This is a genomic window from Salirhabdus sp. Marseille-P4669 (assembly GCF_900240405.1).
GTDB lineage: Bacteria > Bacillota > Bacilli > Bacillales > Alkalibacillaceae > OEQK01.
This window is the reverse complement of record NZ_OEQK01000002.1, coordinates 180,300-202,551: the sequence shown is the minus strand read 5'-3', so window position 1 is coordinate 202,551 and position 22,252 is coordinate 180,300. Positions and strand designations below refer to the sequence as shown.

The 22,252-nt window shown below is 36.5% G+C and carries 26 protein-coding genes, 1 pseudogene and 1 other annotated feature; of the genes and pseudogenes, 1 reads left to right on the top strand and 26 read right to left on the bottom strand.

What is annotated here, in order from left to right; translation table 11 throughout:
- Nucleotides 1-39 precede the first annotated feature (39 nt).
- Both C1A05_RS04030 and C1A05_RS04025 read right to left on the bottom strand, forming a co-directional pair.
- On the bottom strand, nucleotides 40-693 hold the full coding sequence (locus tag C1A05_RS04030) for a DUF421 domain-containing protein (RefSeq protein ID WP_102027356.1): 654 nt from the start codon (nucleotides 691-693) through the stop codon (nucleotides 40-42).
- Nucleotides 694-788: 95 nt separating this feature from the next.
- Complete coding sequence (locus C1A05_RS04025) at nucleotides 789-2,093, bottom strand: ArsB/NhaD family transporter (RefSeq protein ID WP_102026909.1); 1,305 nt, start codon at nucleotides 2,091-2,093, stop codon at nucleotides 789-791.
- A gap of 121 nt (nucleotides 2,094-2,214) precedes the next feature.
- Here C1A05_RS04025 and C1A05_RS04020 point away from each other — a divergent pair, with 121 nt between their 5' ends.
- Complete coding sequence (locus C1A05_RS04020; protein WP_102026908.1) at nucleotides 2,215-2,586, top strand: TIGR04086 family membrane protein; 372 nt, start codon at nucleotides 2,215-2,217, stop codon at nucleotides 2,584-2,586.
- A 240-nt stretch (nucleotides 2,587-2,826) separates the two neighbouring features.
- On the opposite strand, the gene yajC is transcribed toward C1A05_RS04020, so the two are convergent.
- From yajC to minC, 24 genes and pseudogenes are all read right to left on the bottom strand, one after another.
- On the bottom strand, nucleotides 2,827-3,087 hold the full coding sequence (yajC, locus tag C1A05_RS04015) for a preprotein translocase subunit YajC (protein WP_102026907.1): 261 nt from the start codon (nucleotides 3,085-3,087) through the stop codon (nucleotides 2,827-2,829).
- Nucleotides 3,088-3,111: 24 nt separating this feature from the next.
- Nucleotides 3,112-4,251 (bottom strand): tRNA guanosine(34) transglycosylase Tgt, encoded by a 1,140-nt coding sequence (gene tgt / locus C1A05_RS04010; protein ID WP_102026906.1) that lies wholly within the window; start codon nucleotides 4,249-4,251, stop codon nucleotides 3,112-3,114.
- A gap of 20 nt (nucleotides 4,252-4,271) precedes the next feature.
- On the bottom strand, nucleotides 4,272-5,300 hold the full coding sequence (queA, locus tag C1A05_RS04005; protein WP_102026905.1) for a tRNA preQ1(34) S-adenosylmethionine ribosyltransferase-isomerase QueA: 1,029 nt from the start codon (nucleotides 5,298-5,300) through the stop codon (nucleotides 4,272-4,274).
- 27 nt (nucleotides 5,301-5,327) lie between these two features.
- A complete protein-coding gene (locus C1A05_RS04000) occupies nucleotides 5,328-5,528 on the bottom strand; it encodes a DUF2905 domain-containing protein (RefSeq protein ID WP_102026904.1) in 201 nt (66 codons plus the stop codon).
- A complete protein-coding gene (gene ruvB / locus C1A05_RS03995; RefSeq protein ID WP_102026903.1) occupies nucleotides 5,521-6,525 on the bottom strand; it encodes a Holliday junction branch migration DNA helicase RuvB in 1,005 nt (334 codons plus the stop codon). Before ruvB ends, C1A05_RS04000 begins: the two co-directional genes overlap by 8 nt.
- Nucleotides 6,526-6,651: 126 nt before the next feature.
- A complete protein-coding gene (gene ruvA, locus C1A05_RS03990; protein ID WP_102026902.1) occupies nucleotides 6,652-7,272 on the bottom strand; it encodes a Holliday junction branch migration protein RuvA in 621 nt (206 codons plus the stop codon).
- A gap of 201 nt (nucleotides 7,273-7,473) precedes the next feature.
- Nucleotides 7,474-8,004 carry a BofC C-terminal domain-containing protein gene (locus C1A05_RS03985; RefSeq protein ID WP_102026901.1) on the bottom strand — a complete coding sequence of 177 codons (531 nt, stop codon included), beginning with the start codon at nucleotides 8,002-8,004 and terminating at the stop codon, nucleotides 7,474-7,476.
- 141 nt (nucleotides 8,005-8,145) lie between these two features.
- Nucleotides 8,146-8,646: a YhcN/YlaJ family sporulation lipoprotein gene (locus tag C1A05_RS03980; RefSeq protein WP_159461993.1), complete on the bottom strand. Its 501-nt coding sequence runs from the start codon at nucleotides 8,644-8,646 to the stop codon at nucleotides 8,146-8,148.
- A gap of 67 nt (nucleotides 8,647-8,713) precedes the next feature.
- Nucleotides 8,714-9,445, bottom strand: a complete 732-nt coding sequence (gene nadE / locus C1A05_RS18245; protein WP_234998362.1) for an NAD(+) synthase — start codon at nucleotides 9,443-9,445, stop codon at nucleotides 8,714-8,716.
- A 264-nt stretch (nucleotides 9,446-9,709) separates the two neighbouring features.
- A pseudogene (locus tag C1A05_RS18240) lies at nucleotides 9,710-10,270 on the bottom strand (phosphotransferase); the annotation flags it as partial.
- A 164-nt stretch (nucleotides 10,271-10,434) separates the two neighbouring features.
- Nucleotides 10,435-11,481, bottom strand: coding sequence for a LysM peptidoglycan-binding domain-containing protein (locus C1A05_RS03970; protein ID WP_159461992.1), 1,047 nt, complete (start codon nucleotides 11,479-11,481; stop codon nucleotides 10,435-10,437).
- Nucleotides 11,482-11,648: 167 nt separating this feature from the next.
- Nucleotides 11,649-12,536, bottom strand: a complete 888-nt coding sequence (gene pheA, locus C1A05_RS03965) for a prephenate dehydratase (RefSeq protein ID WP_102026897.1) — start codon at nucleotides 12,534-12,536, stop codon at nucleotides 11,649-11,651.
- 15 nt (nucleotides 12,537-12,551) lie between these two features.
- Nucleotides 12,552-13,001 (bottom strand): ACT domain-containing protein, encoded by a 450-nt coding sequence (locus C1A05_RS03960; RefSeq protein ID WP_102026896.1) that lies wholly within the window; start codon nucleotides 12,999-13,001, stop codon nucleotides 12,552-12,554.
- A gap of 27 nt (nucleotides 13,002-13,028) precedes the next feature.
- Nucleotides 13,029-14,309 carry a GTPase ObgE gene (gene obgE / locus C1A05_RS03955; RefSeq protein WP_102026895.1) on the bottom strand — a complete coding sequence of 427 codons (1,281 nt, stop codon included), beginning with the start codon at nucleotides 14,307-14,309 and terminating at the stop codon, nucleotides 13,029-13,031.
- 24 nt (nucleotides 14,310-14,333) lie between these two features.
- Entirely contained in the window at nucleotides 14,334-14,843 is a 510-nt protein-coding gene (locus tag C1A05_RS03950; protein WP_102026894.1) for a Spo0B domain-containing protein, read from the bottom strand.
- Between the two features lie 164 nt (nucleotides 14,844-15,007).
- Nucleotides 15,008-15,298: a 50S ribosomal protein L27 gene (gene rpmA, locus C1A05_RS03945; RefSeq protein ID WP_102026893.1), complete on the bottom strand. Its 291-nt coding sequence runs from the start codon at nucleotides 15,296-15,298 to the stop codon at nucleotides 15,008-15,010.
- Between the two features lie 20 nt (nucleotides 15,299-15,318).
- Nucleotides 15,319-15,645 (bottom strand): ribosomal-processing cysteine protease Prp, encoded by a 327-nt coding sequence (locus tag C1A05_RS03940; protein ID WP_102026892.1) that lies wholly within the window; start codon nucleotides 15,643-15,645, stop codon nucleotides 15,319-15,321.
- Nucleotides 15,646-15,656: 11 nt separating this feature from the next.
- Nucleotides 15,657-15,965, bottom strand: a complete 309-nt coding sequence (rplU, locus tag C1A05_RS03935; protein WP_102026891.1) for a 50S ribosomal protein L21 — start codon at nucleotides 15,963-15,965, stop codon at nucleotides 15,657-15,659.
- A gap of 13 nt (nucleotides 15,966-15,978) precedes the next feature.
- Nucleotides 15,979-16,078, bottom strand: a sequence feature (ribosomal protein L21 leader region).
- Between the two features lie 39 nt (nucleotides 16,079-16,117).
- Nucleotides 16,118-17,566 carry an Rne/Rng family ribonuclease gene (locus tag C1A05_RS03930; RefSeq protein ID WP_159461991.1) on the bottom strand — a complete coding sequence of 483 codons (1,449 nt, stop codon included), beginning with the start codon at nucleotides 17,564-17,566 and terminating at the stop codon, nucleotides 16,118-16,120.
- A gap of 13 nt (nucleotides 17,567-17,579) precedes the next feature.
- On the bottom strand, nucleotides 17,580-18,452 hold the full coding sequence (locus tag C1A05_RS03925; RefSeq protein ID WP_102026889.1) for a site-2 protease family protein: 873 nt from the start codon (nucleotides 18,450-18,452) through the stop codon (nucleotides 17,580-17,582).
- Nucleotides 18,439-19,239, bottom strand: a complete 801-nt coding sequence (locus C1A05_RS03920) for a M23 family metallopeptidase (protein ID WP_102026888.1) — start codon at nucleotides 19,237-19,239, stop codon at nucleotides 18,439-18,441. Before C1A05_RS03920 ends, C1A05_RS03925 begins: the two co-directional genes overlap by 14 nt.
- A gap of 344 nt (nucleotides 19,240-19,583) precedes the next feature.
- Nucleotides 19,584-20,114, bottom strand: coding sequence for a hypothetical protein (locus C1A05_RS03915; RefSeq protein WP_102026887.1), 531 nt, complete (start codon nucleotides 20,112-20,114; stop codon nucleotides 19,584-19,586).
- 623 nt (nucleotides 20,115-20,737) lie between these two features.
- Nucleotides 20,738-21,538, bottom strand: coding sequence for a septum site-determining protein MinD (minD, locus tag C1A05_RS03910; protein ID WP_102026886.1), 801 nt, complete (start codon nucleotides 21,536-21,538; stop codon nucleotides 20,738-20,740).
- The gene (minC, locus tag C1A05_RS03905; protein WP_102026885.1) at nucleotides 21,531-22,217 is read right to left on the bottom strand and encodes a septum site-determining protein MinC; all 687 of its coding nucleotides are present in this window, start codon (nucleotides 22,215-22,217) and stop codon (nucleotides 21,531-21,533) included. Before minC ends, minD begins: the two co-directional genes overlap by 8 nt.
- Nucleotides 22,218-22,252: the final 35 nt, after the last annotated feature.

Here is a 22,252-nt window from a genome sequence, read left to right as displayed (position 1 = left end):
CATAAAAAGTTCTCTAGTTTGGATATTTTAGTCCCTTTGTTAAGTTTGTATAGTATTATTTAAATCAACATAAAGACTCCCATCTTTATTTAAGGAGCAATAAAATATACTTTTTATGTCATGATATCCTTGCTTGGCTAACTCCTCCACTAACCAATTCTCATCCTTCCCCATTTTCTGCAATGTTTTCTGTTGAATTACACCATCAGCAATAATTGGATCAAAAATGTCGAGTGGTTTATTCTTTTTTTCAAAAATCGAAAGTTTACCAGTTGGTTCCAGTATTGCGATTTCTACATCTTGAACCAATTGTATACCGTTTTCATGCAATTGCTCCAATAAATCATCAATATTGTACCGCTGTCTTCTCATTTCCCTCTCATTTATCTTTCCTTTTTCAATAAGAATGGAAGAAGTCCCATCTAGTATTTCTCTTGCTTTCTGACTTTTTAAGGAGAGGTGTGCTGTAAAGCGCTGAATAAGTAGCAATAGAAGCATCGGGATAATAGAAAAGAAAAATCCTTTATCTAAATTTTCAATGGAGATGACCGCCATTTCCGCCAGCATTAAAAAGATGACTAAATCAAAAACACCAACTTCTCCAATCTCCCTTTTCCCCATAATCCTTAAAATAAAGAAGATGACAATATAAGCACCTAAAGTTCGAGTAATAATAGTCAGAATTGGATCCATCCATTCCATCGTTCTATGCCCTCATTTCTTTTGTACAAAATAAAAAAGGTACTCATCGTTAGGATGAATACCTTTGCTCATTCTTATGTATGTAATTACTGTATCGTATTTTGTAAAAAAGGGAGTAAATAACGGAAGAATATATAGACCGTGGATATTACTAAAGATAAAAGAACAAATGGAAAACCATACAACATGAATTTTAAGAATGAAATGCCTTTACCTGCACTTGCTGCAATACCAGCAACGACAACATTTGCCGATGCACCTAATAATGTTGCATTCCCTCCTAAACACGCTCCTAAAGCTAAAGACCACCATAGTGGATCTAAGTTCATCATTCCGTATTCTTGAAACTCTTGGATAATCGGAATCGTTGCTGCTACAAACGGAATATTATCGACGATTCCGGACGCTAAACCAGATACCCACAAAATGATAATTGCTGTTGTTGGTAAATCCCCTTCTGTTACAAAAATTATTCCCTTTGAAATTTCTTCAATAACTCCTGTTGCTTGGAGACCACCAACTAAAACAAATAATCCCATAAAGAAAAATAATGTTAGCCATTCTACCTCTTTAAAAACTATTTCTGCATTCAACTCGTTATCGGTTAACAACAATAATAATAATGCACCACTAATCGCTATTGTTGTTAATTCAATATGTAAAAAAGGATGCAATAGGAAGCCTGTAATTGTTAAAAACAAAACAAATAAAGATTTATATAATAACGGGGATTTTTCTAAATATTCCTCAGGGTTAAGTTCGTCCAATTTTTGCTTATCAATGATATTCTCCTTCAGTGATTTTTGAAATAATAATACGATGAAAAACATCGTTACGACAAAAATAATGACAATCACTGGTGTCATATGCATTAAAAAAGAACCAAATGTAAAATGTTCTACCGCTTGACCTATCATAATGTTTGGCGGGTCCCCAATTAAAGTGGCGGCCCCACCAATATTGGAGCTTAGTATAATTGTCAGTAGGTACGGAAAAGTTGGCAAATTTAAGATGGAGGTTAGCTTTAATAAAACAGGTACAAACAATAGTACGGTTGTAACATTATCTAATAATGCAGAACCAAATGCCGTAAGACAAGCAATAACAATGAGTAATCGTATTGGTTCCCCTCTTACCTTTTGCGCTAAAACAAGGGCGATATATTCAAAAAAGCCTGTCCTTTGCGTAATGGACACTAGTACCATCATAGAAAATAGTAATGTGATCGTACTCCAATCAATAAAAGAAGTAAAAGCATCATTCCAATCAAATAGCCCCAAAATTAACATGAATACGCCACCAGTTAATGCGACAAGAGCTCTATTTACTTTTTCAAGGATAATAAAGAAATACGCCAGAATGAAAATGGCAATCGATAGTACCGCCTCCATAATCGTTCCCCTTTTACCTTTTTTATTCATGTATATTTTGTCCAACCGAAAAATATTTGCTTCTATTTTTATTTTTTCTGAATACAATGGTGATAAATTGGACAAACAAGGGGGAACGAATATGGCATTGACTCGATTAACTGCATTATTGTACGGATGGATCTCCATTTTCTTACTAATGTTGTTAAGTAGTTTTGTATTAGCATTATTTATTCGTTACACAGAATTAAGCAATAGTTCGTTAGAGTGGATTACACTAGGACTGGGACTCTTATATTTATTTGTTGGTGGATTTTTAGCTGGATTGAAGGGCAAGGATAAAGGATGGATGCTTGGTGCACTCACTGGTATTGGGTATAGCTTATTTATTTTCCTTTATCAATTCCTGGCTTATAACGAGATTTTTAGCGGGGAACAGTGGATATTCCACGGACTATTTTTACTTACTGCCGTTCTAGGTGGAATATTTGGAGTGAATGCACAGAAGGAGTAGGAGTATCAAGCTTTCCTAACCTTAAGAAAGAATATTCGAGCTGCTTCATCCTATCATTTCATTCCAAGCCGAAAACGGAAAAATTGTCAGACACGTTCGGCTTGGATTTTCCTAGTCTAAGATAGGGATCACTTATTAACGTCACCTCCCTATACAGAACCATAAAAGGGTAGGAATACTCGTAATCAAAAAAAGCGCTTCCCTCCACAATGAATAGGTAAGCGCTTTTTAATACAATGATTAATCTCTAACAACATCACGAATTGCTGTGCGGTCGTATGTAAGTTTTGTGCCATCTTCAACGCGAATAACAACAACACCTTCATCTAGCGCATGAACAACTCCGTGTAGGCCGCCAATTGTTACAACCTTATCATCCTTCTGCAAACTCGTTTGCATCTCTCTTACTTGCTTTTGACGTTTTTGTTGAGGTCGGATTAAAATAAAGTAAAAAATGACGAAGAATAAAATAATTGGTAGTAAACTAACTAATGTTTCCATCTATGATTTCACCCCTTTCCATTCTTAGAAGTTTTTCGCATTCGGTTTATTAAACCCATACTCTTCAAAGAATTCTTCGCGAAAGTCACCTAAACGATCGTCTCGTATCGCCTGACGAACTTGTCCCATCAATTTTACCAGAAAATGCAGATTATGATAAGTAGTTAGTCTAAATCCGAATGTTTCGTTTGCTTTAATTAAATGTCGTATATAAGCTCTGGAATAATTACGGCATGTATAGCAATCGCATTTCTCATCAATTGGTCGAAAATCTCGGGCATATTTCGCATTACGGACAACTAATCTACCTTGTGAAGTCATACAAGTGCCATTACGGGCAATTCTAGTAGGAAGTACGCAATCAAACATATCTATGCCTCTTATTGCTCCGTCAATTAAAGAATCGGGCGATCCCACACCCATTAAATACCTAGGTTTGTCTTTCGGAAGTAATGGAGTAGTAAATTCCAATACTCGATTCATAACTGGTTTTGGCTCTCCAACAGAAAGACCACCTACTGCATAGCCTGGTAAATCAAGCGAAACTAAATCTCTAGCACTTTGTTTTCTTAATTCCTCATATTCCCCACCTTGAACAATTCCAAACAATCCTTGCTTCTCTGGATTTTTATGAGCCTTTAAGCAACGCTCTGCCCATCTACTCGTACGTTCTACTGAATTTTTCATATATTCGTATTCCGCTGGATATGGCGGACATTCATCAAATGCCATCATAATATCTGAGCCAAGTGCATTTTGAATATGGGTTGCTTTTTCCGGTGATAAAAAGAGCTTCTCTCCATTTAAATGGTTGCGGAAATGCACACCTTCTTCTGTAATTTCTCGCATATCACTAAGGCTAAACACTTGAAAGCCACCGGAATCCGTTAAGATTGCTCCATCCCAATTCATAAATTTATGTAAGCCGCCAGCCTCTTCAATGATGTCTTCCCCTGGTCGGAGCCATAGATGATACGTATTAGATAGTAATATATTTGCGCCCATCTCTTTAATTTCTTCAGGGCTCATCGTTTTTACCGTAGCTAACGTACCTACCGGCATAAACACAGGTGTATCAAACGAGCCATGAGGGGTATGAACCTTCCCCAGTCTAGCTCCTGTTTGTTTGCATTCTTTTATGAATTCATAAGTAATTGCTGCCATGTATGTCACTCTCCTATATGCTAAAGAATTAGCATTGCATCTCCAAAACTAAAAAAGCGATATTCTTTTTCTACTGCTTCGTTATATGCTCTCAAAACAATCGCTCGTCCTGCGAAAGCGCTTATTAGCATGATTAAGGTAGACTTTGGTAGATGGAAGTTTGTAATTAATCCATCAATCGCTTTAAACTCATATGGTGGATAAATAAAAATGTCCGTCCAGCCACTAGCTTGCATAAACTTGCCATTATAATCTCTTGCAATCGTCTCTAATGTTCTAGTAGAGGTTGTCCCAACTGTAATAATTCGCCCCCCATTACTTCGAACCTGATTAAGAAGGGCTGCCGTATCCTCATCCACATGGTAAAATTCCGCATGCATTTCATGATTTTCGATTGATTCTACGGAAACCGGACGAAAGGTACCTAATCCAACATGTAAGGTAATATAAGCGATATGTACACCCATCTCTTCTATTTCTTGTAATAAATCCGTAGTAAAATGTAACCCTGCCGTTGGGGCTGCAGCGGATCCTTCCTCTTTTGCATAAACCGTTTGATAACGGTCTTTATCTTCTAATTGTTCTTTAATATATGGTGGTAGTGGCATTTCTCCTAATTGACTTAAGATTTCGTAAAAAATACCATCATAGCGAAACTTTAAAATCCTGCCACCATGATCCTTTTCACCTGTACAAGTAGCAGTTAATAACCCTTCCCCAAAGTCTATTTCTGTACCAATCTTTACTTTTCTAGCAGGTTTAACTAATACTTCCCATTCGTCTTCCTCCTGTTGGTGAAGTAATAGCACTTCCACTTTAGCGCCAGTATCCTTTTTGATACCAAAAACTCGTGCAGGAAGGACTTTTGTGTTGTTTAATACTAAACAATCACCAGGCTTTAAAAACTCCTTAACAGAGCGAAAGGTTTCGTGTTGAATTGTTCCTTCTTCACGATTTAAAACCATCAATCTGGATGAGCTACGATCCTTCAAAGGTGTTTGAGCAATTAGTTTCTCTGGTAAATTAAAGTCAAAGTCTTCTACTTTCATTATGTATCTCCCTAACGTCTAAGTTTATTACTTAAATTTCCCTATTATATAAAAAATAACAGATAAGATAATACTCACTACTATCGAGGTCATAATCGGGAAAAAGAAGGTGACATTACCTTTTTTAAACGTAAAATCACCTGGCAACTTCCCAATCAAACTCCAAATCAGTCCAATTACCACAAAAACAATACCGATGATAACGAAAATTTTCCCGAAATCATTCAATCTTAGGAACCTCCCGATTAAAATGCTCGTATGCTAGAGGTGTAACGATTCTCCCCCTTGGAGTACGCTGGATAAACCCAATTTGTAATAAAAAGGGTTCATACACATCTTCTATCGTTTGTGATTCTTCACCAATTGTTGCTGCAATTGTATCTAGTCCAACAGGTCCACCCCGAAATTTATCGATAATAGCTAGCAAAAACTTATGATCAATATGGTCTAGCCCCATTGCATCCACCTGTAGCATTTTTAACGCTTTTCTTGTAGTTTCTAAAGAGATTAAATCTTCTCCATCTACTTGCGCTATATCTCGAACACGTTTTAACAGACGATTTGCAATACGTGGCGTTCCTCTTGATCGTCTAGCTATTTCTATTGCGGCATCTTCCTGAATACCTACATGAAATATATCGGCTGTTCTTGTTACAATAGCACATAAATCCTTTGTTTCATAATATTCCAGACGACATAGTACGCCAAACCGATCCCGCAGTGGTGCCGTAAGTAAGCCTGCTCTTGTTGTCGCACCAACAAGTGTGAATGGAGGTAGGTCTAGTCGAACAGACCGCGCACTAGAGCCAGAACCAATGACAATATCAATAAAGAAGTCCTCCATAGCAGAATATAAAACCTCTTCCACAGAACGGGGTAAACGATGGATTTCATCAATAAACAGTACGTCTCCCGGGTTTAATGAAGATAAAATCGCTGCTAAATCCCCTGCTCTCTCAACGGCCGGTCCAGATGTAGCACGAAATTGAACTCCCATTTCATTTGCAATAATGGAAGCTAATGTTGTTTTTCCCAAACCAGGCGGCCCATATAATAAAACATGATCCAGTGGCTCGTTTCGCATTTTTGCCGCTTCAATAAATATGGATAGGTTTTCTTTTGTTTTGGATTGTCCAATATATTGCGCTAACGTTTCTGGACGTAAACTATATTCAACCGCTGCATCCTCTTCCTGCAGTTCACCTGAAATCATTCGCTCGTCCATGTAATCACCCCTTTATGAAGAAAAGCGTAAGTAACTCTTGTAACCCAATCGAAATTTTTGTAAGTTTGACAGTAATCTTTGGGTTCAGAGTGATTTTACGCTATAGCAACTATAATGTCATTTTGTTTACTGCTCCATCATTAAGGAAAGACCCTTTTTAATAAAATCATCAACTGTACTACATGAAGCTTTCTTTAATGCTGGTAAGATTCGCTTGATTTCACGATCCGAATATCCTAATGAGCTTAATGCTCCCATTGCTTCCTCTAACATTTGTGAAGTTTGATTGTTCCCTACAGATTCGCCATTCGGATCATTCGGTACAGACTGTCTCTCATCCCCTAACCACTCTGTAACTTTACCTTTTAAATCCAAAATCATTTGCCTTGCTGTCTTTTTTCCTACACCAGGAAAACTGGTTAAAAACTTTTCATCCTCCTGTTCAATGGCTGCTGCTACATGTCCTGCACTAGTAGTTGCTAAAATACTAAGTGCACTTTTAGGGCCGATACCGGATACATTAAGAAGCTTGGCAAATAACGTCTTGTCTTCTTTTTGCTTGAAGCCAAATAGCAATTGCTGATCTTCTCTTACATAATGGTACGTATATATTTTCACTGTATCATTAATTGCGCTTTGAAATTGAAAAGGATTGGCACACGTTATTTCGTAGCCAACTCCATTCGCTACAATGACAACATTGGAATCCTCAATAGAGTCTACCATACCTTCTATAAATGCATACATTTGTGATCCCTCATTTTCACTACCAATTTTTCTAAAAGGAGAACAAACTTTCTCTACTGTCTATTGTAGCACAAAAAAAGCACCTGTTACATCACTCACATTCTCGTAACAGGCACTTTACTAACATTTTATATCACTTCAAATTTCACGAGCGTCTTATTAATTAACAAACTTACAAAATTACAGCCTTGATTTTTTCCGTCAATCATTGACCGGTTCGCTACTCGCAAATTCCTTAAATGTTTCCATGACATTATCAAAGGTATCCTTCTTATTGATTTTAATTCCTTTTTCGAGCTGATCCATTCGATAACTTTCCAGTTTTTCTACATTAATTTGATAAAATGCTTTAATAACATTATCGTTCTCTGGTTTACCGTCAAAAATGGATAAAACATTGTTTTCATCTAAACCAAAATAGCCATTTTGTTTCACTGTTGGGGATAGGTCGTTAATCTTTTTTTGAAAAACCACTCTACCTTCTTCTTGTTCCATAACAGTCCAATCTGCATAACCTGCCCAGAAATCTTCTAATGACCAAACGGTTTGTTCTTTTGTTTCTTGTTCCATACTGCCGTCTATGTATTGTTTTTGAAGAACCACTTCTAAAACTAAAGGATCTCGTTGCCATGAAGGCTTATCATTCTCTACATCCTCGCCTGCAAAGGTATGTATGGAAACAATACTTATGAAAATAGCAGCAATAGGGAAAAGAAAAGTAATTTTTTTCATTTCCTACACCCTTCTTTATAGAAATTTATGTACAAATTACCTGCTAGTTCTATTTTGTCCATAATTACAACTTTTAATCTTAAACCTGAAATTGCAAGCTTCATCTATAAAACGAGGCCAATATACATTGGCCTCATTTATTTATGGTTCAAATCTCATTTCTGGATTAGTGCTCATATTTCGCATGCGATCAAAATAAGCACCATCCGTATAAATTCGTAGATCTCGCTCACCAACTAGTTGTTGCACTCGACTTCTTACCTTGTTTAACAAATTTGGATTTCCCCTAAATTCGTCTTCAGTATCCAAGGCAACATGAACGGTTTTGTCCGTAACCGTTGTTTGGACATCATGGATACCAGGTATATCTTTAATTTCATTTCTTATTTTATTTGCTAATTTAATTTCACCACTATCGCCATATGAGGCTGCATTTTGTTTCGCATCATCGTTCTGAGGAGCACTCAATGGCATTTGCGTCCTATTCCAATTATTATCTGTCTCTCTGCCACTATTATTGGAATTGTTTTTGTATTGAACTGGCTGTGTCATAGGGTCTGTTCGTTGACTTTCTGCTTCATCCCCGCAACCAACCGTAATAATACTTAATGTCGTTAACAGAACAACTAAACCTTTTCGCAAATAAAACACCCCCTCTTACACTTATTTTGTGAAGATGGGGATATTTTAAACGCAGTTCTTTTTTTACTTAAAATTTTGGGGGAGCTTTGGGCAACGCCCGTTTATGCGCAGTGTTATGATGCATGCGTTCAATGATTTGTTTGTCTTTCTCAGGCACATCTTCTCCCTTTAAATAACGATCAATCATATCGTATGTCGTACCCATTTCATTTTCGTCCGTCTGACCTTCCCATAAGCCAGCACTTGGAGCTTTATTGATGATTTCATCTGGCACACCTAATTCCTTCGCTAACTCACGTACTTCCCCTTTCGTAAAGTGAATAAGGGGTACTAAGTCTACACCACCATCGCCAAACTTAGTAAAATATCCCGTATGCCATTCGGCTGCATTATCCGTGCCTACTACAAGAAATTTATAATTGGTAGCTACTGTATATAAGGTACTCATTCTTAATCTTGCACGAAGGTTTGCATCCGCAAGCTTTTCTTGCTCCTCATTCCATTCGGACGTTGCGCTCTTTATGGTATGAAACATCACGTCATGTGTTTCTGTTAAATCAACTGTCATACTGTTAATACCCGATGAATCTACTACCATCTGAGCATATTTTGCATCTTCTGGATTACTTTTACACGGCATTATGACTCCTAAGGAATCCTCAGGGAAAGCACGCTGAATCAAATGTGCGACTACAGCGGAATCAATTCCACCACTAATACCAACTACAAGTCCATTTACACCAGCATCTTGTACTTGTTGTCTCAACCAGTTTATTACGTTTTCGATATGGTTTTTCATTATACTAGTCCCCTCTTTTTTTCCATAATAATCAATTATAGCACTATTTTGGTTTCTTTTGAAATTACGAGAACGTTGATTCCATTTCTGCTCAAATTGTTGCAAATAGCCTCTTAGCTCATGTTCTGAATCGATTCGCTGCAGGAAATGTAGCCATTCCCTTACTAAATCACCAGGAAACTTAACACCATACTGAAAATACATATTATCTTTATAGCTATTAAAAATAGGATAGGAAAGAAGCGCTTCATAGGAATCGACCCCATCAAACATAAACCGTTGAGCTAGTTGAATCCATTCATATTCATATGGAGCGTATTGTACAAGGTCGAAGTCAATTAAATAGACCTCCTCTGCACTTTGAAGAAAATTATGTGAAGCAGAATCTCCATGGATTATTGTCTTTCTTCGTTTGGCTTTTTGTTCCAGCTTATCCCACTTAAGCTGACGTATGGTTTCTAATCTTTGTCGTAATTCTTTATCCATTTTTTTATAAAAAAAGGAGAAGCCTAACCTTGTAAAGATATGCTTTGTCTCCGTAAATCGTTTATATCTATGTTCTAATTTTTCAACAAAAGATCTTTTATTATAACTTTTTATTTTAAGTCCTTTCGCTTCCTTGTGAAAATCGACCAGTAAGTCGATTGCGTGTAAGCGGTCCTGTTCATTACGAAAAGACAATTTACTCCCTTCAATAAAAGGCATCAAACACCATTTGTGCCCCCTTACATCCTCTAGCCACAATTTATCATTTGGAAATGGAACAAAGGTAACAAACGTATTTTTGGATGGTAATTTTTCAAATAAAGACCATAATTTTTGCATATTGTGATCATAAAGGCATTTTACAATCCACCACTTTTGATTACCAAATACTTTATAAACATTTTTCTTGATTGGGATGATGCTTTGGACCTCGAGGTCTCCTTTTTGCTTTAAAAAAATACGGAGACGATTCAGAAACGAATCGTCCCTCCAATTTTGATTGCTCAATCTTCATCCCAATCCCAATTATCCATTGGATTCGTATGACTTTGTGGGGATTGCATGTTGGGTTGATTAGCCCCATATCCATAACCCGCATATGGGAAATTAGCATAAGGCTGAGCTCCTCCCATTTGCATTGGATATCCTTGCATTCCTGGATAGGAATTTGGCATCATCCCATGCTGTGGTGCCCCCCAATAATTTTGCATCGGATTTGCACCTTGCCAGTTTTGTGCCGGGTAATTAGGTTGTGGTGGAGCTTGTGTCGCTGTGTTCATTTCTGTCGGCATTTCTGGCATCTCAAGAGAGGATGAGTCCTCATCATGATTCATTTCAGGATATTGACCTTGATTATATCCTTCGTGAGCTCCCATTGTAGTTGGTTGTGCAAACATTTGATACTGATTCATTTCCGTCATGTATGGTTGTTGTTGCATTGGGTAAACCGGCATATAATACGTAGCTACATTGTGTGCTGGTGAACCACAACCACATCCACACGGACTTTTCGGTTTGTGATGATAGAAATGATGATGCCCCATCATTGGATAATATGGGACGGTCGGCTTTTGATAATAGGTTGGCATCGAAACTTGGAATTGATTAAAGTAGTAATGGTCACTGGATTCATCGTATTCAATATGAGGCATACTAGGGATAGATGGTTGTTGATCAACTGCAGGCGCAACCGCTTTTGGTTGCTCTACCATTGGTGCTTGAACCTTTGGTGCTTCTTTCGTATAGGGCTTAAGCTGCTTTTCCATAGGTGTTATTTCATCCTCCTCGACTACTGGTTTTGCTTGTGGAGAGAGATCTTTGTATGGATGCTGCACCTGCTTCTTCGCTTCTTTCTGGATTGGCATTTGTCCTTCTTTTCTCTCCATTTTAACTGGCTTTGATACAGTTGGAATCTTAATTTTCATTCCAACTACAATGTTGTCTGGGTTAGCAAGTTGTTTATTAAATTCTTTTATTTTATCCACATCAACGTCATATTTTTCAGCAATCTTAGCTAATGTATCTCCTGATTGTACTACATGAATCTTCACAGACATTGCCCCTTTCCTTCTCATGGTGTTATTTAGTTCGGACCCATATCAATATCAACATATGCGCGATTTTGAAAATGTTGAGCCATTCGTCTAATTTTTTCTATTTGGATAAGCTAAATTTATTAATAAAAAAACAACCCATATTTGATTGGGTTGTTTTAAAGTTATTTATATTCAGGAGTGACAACATGTTCTAATTCCGCTTCTGAAAGAACATAGGTAGGGTAGGTGCCAAGGATTTTCATCTTACAGCCTAAAGCTCCTAATTCAGCTTGTACTCCAGGGAAAAGAACATCATCATAGGCTTGATTAACATCAATAATAAAAAAGTAGTTACCTAAGCCCGTTTTCATAGGACGAGACTCTATTTTAGATAGGTTCATTCTTCTCCAAGAAAAAGCAGATAAAACTTGATGAAGAGCTCCTGCATAATCTCTAGGTAGGGTAATCAATACGGTTGTTTTATAACCGCTATCCTCCAAATGGGATAACGTTTTTGGCTCATTTTCTTTATGTAGAACAACAAATCGTGTGTAATTATTTTCATAATCATGTATGGCCTTTTCCATTGTTTTTAAGCCAAATTCTCTAGCTGCAAGTTCATTGCCAATTGCCGCTACATTTCCACCAACCTCACGAACAAATTCTGCAGCATAAGAGGTTGAATCTGTGTAGGTGATTTTTGCATTTGGCATATTTTGATAAAGAAATTGATGACATTGAGCGATTGCTTGTCTATGCGAATAGACGACTTCAATATCTGTTAGCTTACCATTAAATGTAGGATGAACAAACAAATGCTGTTTGATTGGAACAGCTACTTCCGAGACAATTGGTAATTGGACTTGGTGGATTAAATAATCTAATGTTAAATTCACAGAACCTTCAATGGCATTCTCAATTGGCACAACACCGAAATCTACTTCCCTTTTATCCACAGCATCAATACTTGCTGGAATCGTATCGTATCCAACATGTTCATCATTTGGAAAGATTGCGTCCACTGCCATTTTTGTAAACGTACCCTTCGGACCTAAATACCCTACTTTCATTATTCTCCCCTCCCCTTAAGCGTTTGTACTTAAAATTTCCACTCGTAAAACGAAGTCTAACCTTTTTAATTGTTGGATTAACTCATCCATTTCAATTTGAATCGAATTTGTATTAATCGAAAGTGTAACATTTGCTTTCCCTTGTAATGGGATGGTTTGATGAATCGTTAAAACGTTACAGCCTGCATTTGCTACTGTTGCTAATAATTTGGATAACGTTCCTGCCCTGTCCTCCAAATGAAAAAACAATGTGATCATTCGTTCTTTCACCATGGCTTGAAAAGGAAATACGGCATCCTTGTATTTATAGAATGCACTTCTGCTTAAGTCCACCTTTTGAACAGCATCGTTAATCGAAGAGGCTTTCCCCATTTCTAGAAGTTCCTTAACCTCTAGTGTTTTCCTCATAGATTCAGGTAAAACATCACTTCGAACTAAATAAAACTTCTCCTTCTTTTCACCCAATCTTCCTTCTCCTCTACACAAATATGATTACTCTACAAATTCAAATTCAAAGTCTAACAAGCGTACCGTATCTCCGTCTTTTGCTCCCCGTTTTCTTAAAGCTTCATCTACTCCTAAATGGCGCATCTGTCTTGAAAAACGACGAATAGAATCATCCGTATTTAAATTGGTCATTTTAAACATTTTCTCTATTTTCGCACCTGATAATACAAAAGCACCGTCTGGATCTCTTGTAATTTCAAATGGCGTTTCTTCTTTACGATGACGGAAAATAACTCGTTCCTCTTTTTCTTCTTCCACAAATTGATTTTTCGGAATTCGCTCAAGCTGATCAGCGATTGCTAACAACAGATGATTTAAACCATCTCGTGTAAAGGCGGAAATTGGATAGACTGGAACATCTTCATCTAGCTGCTCTTTAAATTTTTCCAACTCTTCTTCTGCGTTAGGCATATCCATTTTATTTGCTACGACAATTTGTGGTCGTTCCTCTAACCGAATATCATATTGCTTCAGCTCATCGTTGATTGTAACGTAATCTTCATACGGGTCACGACCCTCCATTGCAGACATATCAATGACATGCACAATAACTCTTGTTCGCTCAATATGTCGCAAAAATTGATGTCCTAGCCCTACCCCTAAATGAGCACCTTCAATTAATCCAGGTAAATCAGCCATAACAAAGCTTCTTTGGTCACTTGTTTCCACAACACCTAAATTAGGGGCTAATGTCGTAAAGTGATAATCCGCAATTTTCGGCTTCGCAGCAGTTACAGCAGATAGTAAAGTAGATTTCCCAACACTAGGGAAACCGACTAGACCAACATCTGCAAGTACCTTTAATTCAACTTGAACTTCTAGCTCCTCACCCGGCTCCCCGTTCTCTGCAATTTCTGGTGCACGATTTCTAGCAGAAGCAAAACGGATATTGCCTCTTCCACCACGACCACCCTTTGCGATAATCGCTTGTTCCTCATTTTCCGTTAAATCTGCTATGAGTTCTCCAGTTTCTAGATTTTTAACCGTTGTACCAGGTGGAACTTTGACAATAAGGGAATCGGCATTTTTACCATGCATCCCTTTCCCCATGCCATGCTCTCCTCTTTTTGCTTTAAAATGCTTTTTATAACGGAAATCCATTAAGGTGTGCAAACCTTCATCCACTTCAAAAATAATGTCTCCACCGTTTCCGCCATCGCCACCAGCAGGACCGCCGTTTGGTTCATATATTTCCCGACGGAAGGCAACCGCGCCGTTTCCTCCATCTCCAGCTTTTAAATAAACTTTGACCTGATCTACAAACATATCTTCACCTCATTAGAAAAGCTCTTAAAATGCGAATAGCACGGATAACTTTTCTTCCTTAACTTCTATTGTTTCTACATACTCCTGTTTCTTTAGCTTTTGTCTACATTCTTCCAAGTTACGAAATGCACCATCAAACGTAAGTTTCACTTTTGGTTCACCTTCATTAAAGAGTATTAGCTCTCCATTATATAATTTTTCTTTTGAACTATAGTTATGTAATATTTGTATGATTTCCTGACAAGTAGCATATAAAGTTAAATCAAAAGTGGATAAGTCTTCTTGTATCAATACTTTATAGGAAAGACGTATATTTTCATACTGTGCATTGAAATTCATTAACCATAACGTAAAATGAGGACATTTCAAATTCGTTAATCGACGTTCCTCATTTGTCTTTTGTAACAAATCCTGAAGCTTATCTTTTATTTTATCTAGATTGCCCATTGAAGCATAACCATGAATTAATTGGATATCGTTCAATAAATCATGTCGATAATGGCGAAACATATCCACTACCTCATCTGCTTTCATATAGACCCGCTCCCTTTAAATAATAGTAAGAAAAATTATAACATATTTCCCTATTCTTTTGGGGAGCGGTTTCATCTTATTCTGTTCTTAAATTATTGCCCATATAATGATCAAGCAATAAAAAAAGAACTTTAACCTGACAGGTCAAAGTTCCTTTATCTACATTAAGCTTCTTGAGCTACAGGATAAACACTAACCTTTTTACGGTCACGACCGTAACGCTCAAAACGAACAACACCATCAACTTTAGCAAATAGTGTGTCATCTCCACCGATACCAACGTTTGTTCCAGGATAGATCTTTGTTCCACGTTGACGATATAGAATAGAACCACCTGTTACGAATTGGCCATCAGCACGTTTTGCACCAAGACGTTTTGATTCAGAATCACGTCCGTTCTTTGTGCTACCTACACCTTTTTTCGATGCGAAAAACTGTAAATCTAAACGTAGCATACTGTTGCACCCCCTCTTATTTAGGAAATTGTAATATATTGATGATAATCACGTTCAATCGTTTCGAGTGAAACAACCATTCCTTCTAGTAGAGTTTGTGCTTTTTCGAGCACTTCCGGAATCGTAATCGTAGGAAGGTCCATTTTTAAATAGCCACCTTCTCCACCTTGTTGAATAGTTGGCTCTATACACAATAGCTTCATTATTGCATTAACTGTTCCAAATGTTACAGCGGATACAGCAGCACATACTAAATCATGGCCATAAGGACCACTTTCTGCATGCCCCGATACTTCAAATGAAGCAATATGTTTATGTTCATTTCGTATAATTCGAACATGAATCATATCATTAATCCTTACGCTTGGATTTTATTGATCGTCAATTTTGTATATGGCTGACGATGACCTTGCTTACGCTTGTAGTTCTTTTTAGCCTTAAATTTGATAACTGTTACCTTTTTAGCACGGTCTTCTTTAACAACTGTTGCTGTAACAGAAGCGCCGTCAACATAAGGAGCACCAACTTTAAGTTCTTCTCCACCTACAGCTAAAACTTTATCAAAAGTTACTGTTTCACCAGCTTCAACACCTAATTTTTCAACGAAGATTTCTTGTCCTTCTTCTACTTTTAGTTGTTTTCCACCTGTTTCGATAATTGCGTACATTCCTGCACCTCCTCTTTAGACTAAGACTCGCCATACAGGTACTAACGAAAAGCAAGCACTGTAGCTTGATAAACACTAGTTTCAAAACCTGTTCTGTGCGGTTGTAGCATCCGGTGCTACCGTTTATTACAACATTTGAATACTACCACAAACTAAAAAAGTTTGTCAAGAGTATTACCGTTGGTCTCGAGACGCTTAAGCCAATTTACGTCACCTATAAACTTTATCACATACTTGCGATTTTCTAAAGTCTTTTTTTCTATAAATACAGGAGTTTTTAACTGATTTTTAAGCTTATCCAGTTGAATATATTGGACAAACATTTCATAGACAGTAGGGTCAAGCTCCACTAAAAACGCATCGGTATCTTTGTGACGATAACGTAACAATTCTCGCTCTAATTGATAGGCTACTTCTAAATCCGATTGTCTCGTATCTTTATTACTAAAAAGTGAAAAACTATCTAATCCCTCTCGCTTACGTGTCATTTCTAAAATTCCTAAACTAGTAAAGCCGTGAATTTGTGTAAAGGTTGGATCCTCTTGTAATAATTTGCTCATTTCCTCCAGCAATAATGCTTGATTTTGCTTTTGCTTCATGTCAATAAAATCGATTAAAATAATCCCTGATAAATTACGTAATCGTAACTCCCTAGCAATTTCTTTTGCTGCTAATATATTCGTTTTAACAATCGTTTCCTCTTTTGATTGTTTTCCAATGTAAGAAGCCGTGTTTACATCAATTACAGTGAGAGCCTCTGTTTTTTCAATAATTATCTCTACACCAGACTGTAATTTGACACGATTGGATGTTACTTGATTAATCAATGTATCAATGGACATAGGTAGTTCCTGTTCCAATCGCCTACTCCAACGAATACGATTTGCTAGATGGGGATATTCCTCCTTCATCTCTTGCGCAACCTCTACTTCATCAAAAACGATTTCCTCAATTTGTAATGAAGCAAACTTCCGCAAAAAACGATTTGGGATAACCGGGTCTTCAAATAACAACGTTGGTGCCTTTTTAGCTGCACTATTGTTTCGTAGCAACAACCATTTTTCCTTTAAATAGTGCCACTCTTTCTTTAATTGTTCCTCCGAGGCAAAAAGAGCAGATGTGCGAATAATGGCCCCTTCCTTGTCCATTTCCCAGTTCTTCCAGTATTGTTGAATTTGTTCCTTCTTTGCACCTAGGATTTTTTTGGAAAAGGCTAGGTAGTCACTATTTGGCAAGTAAATAAGATAATGACCAGGAAGAGTAATATTTGCTGTAACAGTAGGACCCTTATTTCCATAAGGGTCTTTCATTACTTGAACGATAATACTCATGCCTTCATGAATGATATGCTCAATTCCTTTTGAACTGTCTCTTCTTGAAGCTGGCAATTCTTTTTTCGATAGAAACCCTAATTTTTTATGGCCAATATCGATAAAAGCAGATTGTAATCCATGATCGATTCTAGCAACCCTACCTAAATAAATGTTACCAACTAGGGTTTGATTAATGGACCGATCCACGGAAAATTGTTGGATGTTTTGGCCTTCTGTTAACAAGGCAAATTTTTCACTTGGAATCGTTTGAATATAAATTGATTTCACTTTTATCGCTCCGCTAAGTTTTTACTAATTTTGCTACTGATTCTATAGACTCATAGGGCTTTTTCCATTCAAAAAACGCAGTCAAGCATTGTTGCTCATCAAGGGCAATGTATCCCTTTGTTGGACTCGTAAAATGGACAGTGTGATAGTATCCCTTGTGAAAACCTTTCATCACATCATAAACACTAATCGTTGAATCTGCTTTTAAATTTTTTATGATGCTTTTCTGATCGATCGGATTTTGATATCTTGCCAACAAATGACGTAAAAAGATAAATTGCCTTTGCTTCCATTCTAAGCGATTTTCTACTAACAGGAAACTGGCTAAGCATAATGTATGAAAGGTCATCCATTCAAATAAATACGTAATACATAACCCTACAAAAATAAAGAAAACAGAGATAATAATAGTATAATGGATTACTTTTTGAAAAGGAAATTGGTAAGACATAAGTAGTAACAATATCTTCCCTCCATCAAGGGGATAGATTGGTAATAAATTAAACAGAAACAAAGCGGTATTATAAGAGATAGCATACTCCATAAGCCCTGGGGAGAAGACATCGTTATGCAGAAGATACAGCAGTACAAAATGCATCCAAATATGCTGCAATGGTCCCATCAATACAACAAGAAACTCTTCTTTATAGGATCTCGTAAAGTATTCCTCCGTCTCCATTACTCCACCAAATGGCCAAAACATGACTTGTTTAATGCGCCAGCGAAAAAAAAGAGCCATAAAGAAATGGCCCATCTCATGTATAAAAATTAAAATAAAAATAACAATCATTTCTGTAAAAGAACCTGTTAAAACCCCGATTGAAAGAACAATCCACAATAAAGGATGGATGTGCCAAGAAGCTAGGTGGCTTTTAATTTTGGTCATCAACTTGAATCACCTTTATCGGGTCTACAAATGTTCGTTTATTCTTAATTGCAAAATAAAGACTTGCTGTCGCACTTCCTTCTTGGGGTTTAAGTGTACCTATAATTTCATTTTTTGAAACAAATTGATATTGAAATACATCCATTTCATCTAGATTACCATAAATAGAATTGCTTCCATCCTCGTGCTGTATAATAATCGTTTTCCCTGTCTCTTTATCATTGCCCGCAAATACGATTGTACCAGCTTCCATTGCCGTTACACTCATATCATCCTGAGTTGCAACCTCAATCATGACGCCTTCACCGGTTTCTTGAAAGGATTCGGAAATACTCCCGTTTACCGGTAAAACGAGTCCCTCATTACTAACATGCTCCACTTTCGAGTTGCTTTCATTTAAGAAGGCGAATGGAGTCCCTAAGTTATCACGGTACCATCCTTGCATCTTTGCAAAATTAAAATCCTCCGTAAGAGCACTTAACATAAAATTTCTGGGCTTGTCCAGTGCTTCCACATCCATTCGTAGTATTAATGCAGTGGCAACAAATAGAATACCCGCTAAAAGAGCTTTAAATAGGAAGGCTGGAATTACTAAACTATCACTATTACTGGATGGATTATGATTGGAGAAAGGAAAATATCCATGCTTTTCTTCCTCCTGTGGAACATCAAAGTGCTGAAAACTTTTTACCTTTGCTTTCGCATCACCAATATGAATATGCTGCCTTCTCTGTTGTTTTCTTTTTGTAATGTTTTTTCTAATTTCATTAAGATTTTTATTTGCCAAAGCTCCTCATTCCTTAAAAAGATAGTTTGTACAAGTCTATTCTCTGAAAGGAAAAATATGAACACATTTAATCGAGAAAAAGAAAAAGCTGTTCCATAAATCAAACAGCCAACATAAAATTAAGTAGTTCCGATATTGTGGAGAAGATCTAAAAAAACAGGCTAAATCGATATGCTGATTGCACTATTTTTAGCACTGTAAATAACAGTACAATTAGCAAACAAAAACGCTTGGGTATTTTAATTACCCAAGCGTTCAATCTTATATTTTCTTGTTAAACGAACCCACCCCTTTCGTTTAAGTTCAATACATTACAACAATCCCTTTAGGAATACTTACTCTATTTATAACTCAGCAATCACATTTCCAAATTTATCTAAGGCATCTATATTTAAGTTGTCGAAATTATTTTGAATATCCATTATAATCCAAATCGCAATTTCATTATTAAGCATAACAATATCTGCATTTTTTCCATTTACTTTTATGGTCTTCGTTTCAGAAACTATATCTTTTGGTATGATACCGTGAAAAAGACTCTCTCCATCACCATAAAAACCTGAATGTGAATAATCTCTATTTTTATAGTGAGAATGATAGCTTTTTTTCCAACCAAAAATCCCTTTCTCAAACTGAACTAAGGAAACACTATCTTCAAACTCAAATGGTACAAATGTATAATTACCCTTTCTGTAAAACTCTTTATCAATTTCATTCTGAGCAACTTCGGTTTTAAATTCACCGTTTATAAATTTTCCGAATGCTTCATCGACTGTTTTGGAGCTTAAATTTGCTGTTTCTATCATTGCAAATATGACATATATGGAAACAATAGATGTGACAAAAATTAAGGTTGCTTTTGTACGTCTTTCCATACAAATCGATTCCTCCATTCTTTATTTATTTTAGCGGTTGAACTATCATGCAGTAACCTGCGGCGTTAGCACAAGAAGCGATTGTCTTATTAACAATCGCCCCCGTTAGTTCAATTGAAATTATTCAAAAATAACTCTCTTATTAAAGGTTTGCTCCCCCTATTTAAAGGTGATTTTTGAACTTCTCATAAGCTTTAATTTAATACTAATTTACTAGGATTTATTATAATAAGGCATTTAGGAACTGATATATAAAACTTTAATTCTATACTGTTAACTCCTTCTCACACTAACCTGCCCCGTTATTTCAATAACTCTATAACTTAATAATAACATAAAATACCAATTGTCCTCTTTATTTAAAAAAAACAGCATTGAAATAACATACAAATTCGCATAGGAAAAAGTACATTGACAACTGTTATTGACACTATGCTATTTGGGGTATGATTTTAAATCGCTAATTCAAGCGTTAAAAACCAATAACCGCTGAAATACAAAAGAATAAAACAAGACCAAATCATATGTGATTTGGTCTGCTAATTAATATGCTATTTCGTATGTTACTCCACCGAAACGGAGCTACTTTACATAAAGTGACTGTTTTTTCATAATTTCATATATTACGAACGTATACCAAAAAATTTCTTTACTTTTGTAAACATCCCTTTTTCATCTTCTAATGACATCAACGGTACAGACTCTCCTAATATCCTTCTAGCAATATTTCGATAAGATATAGAAGCCTTCGTATTTGGCTGGAATGCTACTGGTTCTCCATGATGGGAAGCCTTTATAACCTCATCATCATCTGCAACAATTCCTAATAGATCAATTGCTAAAATGGAAACAATCTCATTCACATCTAGCATATCACCCGTCTTCACCATATGTGTACGAATACGATTGATGATCAAGCGTGGTGCTTCAATATGTTCTTCCTTCTCTAATAATCCAATGATGCGATCGGCATCTCGTACACTCGACTTTTCTGGGGTTGTGACAACGACTGCCTTATCAGCACCCGCAATGGCATTTTTATATCCTTGCTCTATACCAGCTGGACAATCTACTAAAATGTAATCGTAATCCCCTTTTAATTCTTTAATAATCTCTACCATACTCTTAGGCGTAATCGCACTCTTATCACTAGTTTGTGATGCTGGTAATAAATGCAAGCAATCAAATCGCTTATCCCGAACAAGAGCTTGGTTTATTTTACATCTTTTTTGAACAACATCTACAATATCATAGACAATTCTATTTTCTAAACCTAAAACAACATCTAGATTTCTTAATCCAATATCCGTATCAATTAAACAAACCTTTTTCCCTAATAATGCTAAGGATGTTCCTACATTAGCCGTTGTTGTCGTTTTACCAACCCCGCCTTTTCCAGAAGTAATAACAATTGCTTCACCCATTCATTATTCTCCTTTCAAAAGTACCTATATTTGGTCGAATTTTTGAGATTTTATGTAGTCGATCGATTAAAATCGTTTCGCTTTCTTCATCAATATATGCATATTCCATCGATATACCTTCTGTTTCATAATCTGGTGATCTACTGAAAAGGTCTGATATCCTTAGCTGCGTAGGATTCATATAAGAAGCAGCTACAATTGCATCGCGATTCCCATCATATCCAGCATGTGCAATTCCATTTAATCTTCCTAAGATATAGATGTTACCAGTAGCAGATATTTTTCCCCCTGGGTTTACATCTCCAATAAGCAATACATCACCATTAACATGCATGACTTGACCAGATCGGATAATGGAAGTTAATGTTGTTACTTCTAAAGACTTGTAAAATTCTTCTGCTTCCTTCTTTTGAATAACATTCGAAACGATTTCTTGAATAATAAAATTTTGTTTGTTACGTATTATTTCAGAAATCTCTTCCCGCATTTCCGGTGTCAAATATCTATTTCCAACATGAATATTCACTTTCACCATTGGATGATCACTTTCTACAACTGTTGTAGAAAGCTTCTCTTTTAGTTCTTTTATTATATCCGAGTAGGAACTTTTTTCATTTATATTAAAAGTTAATCCATTTTTTGTGCCTTTTATTGTAACAGCCTGATTTTTGTTTTTCACAGAGGTTCACCTCAATAATACTATTTTTCGATAAA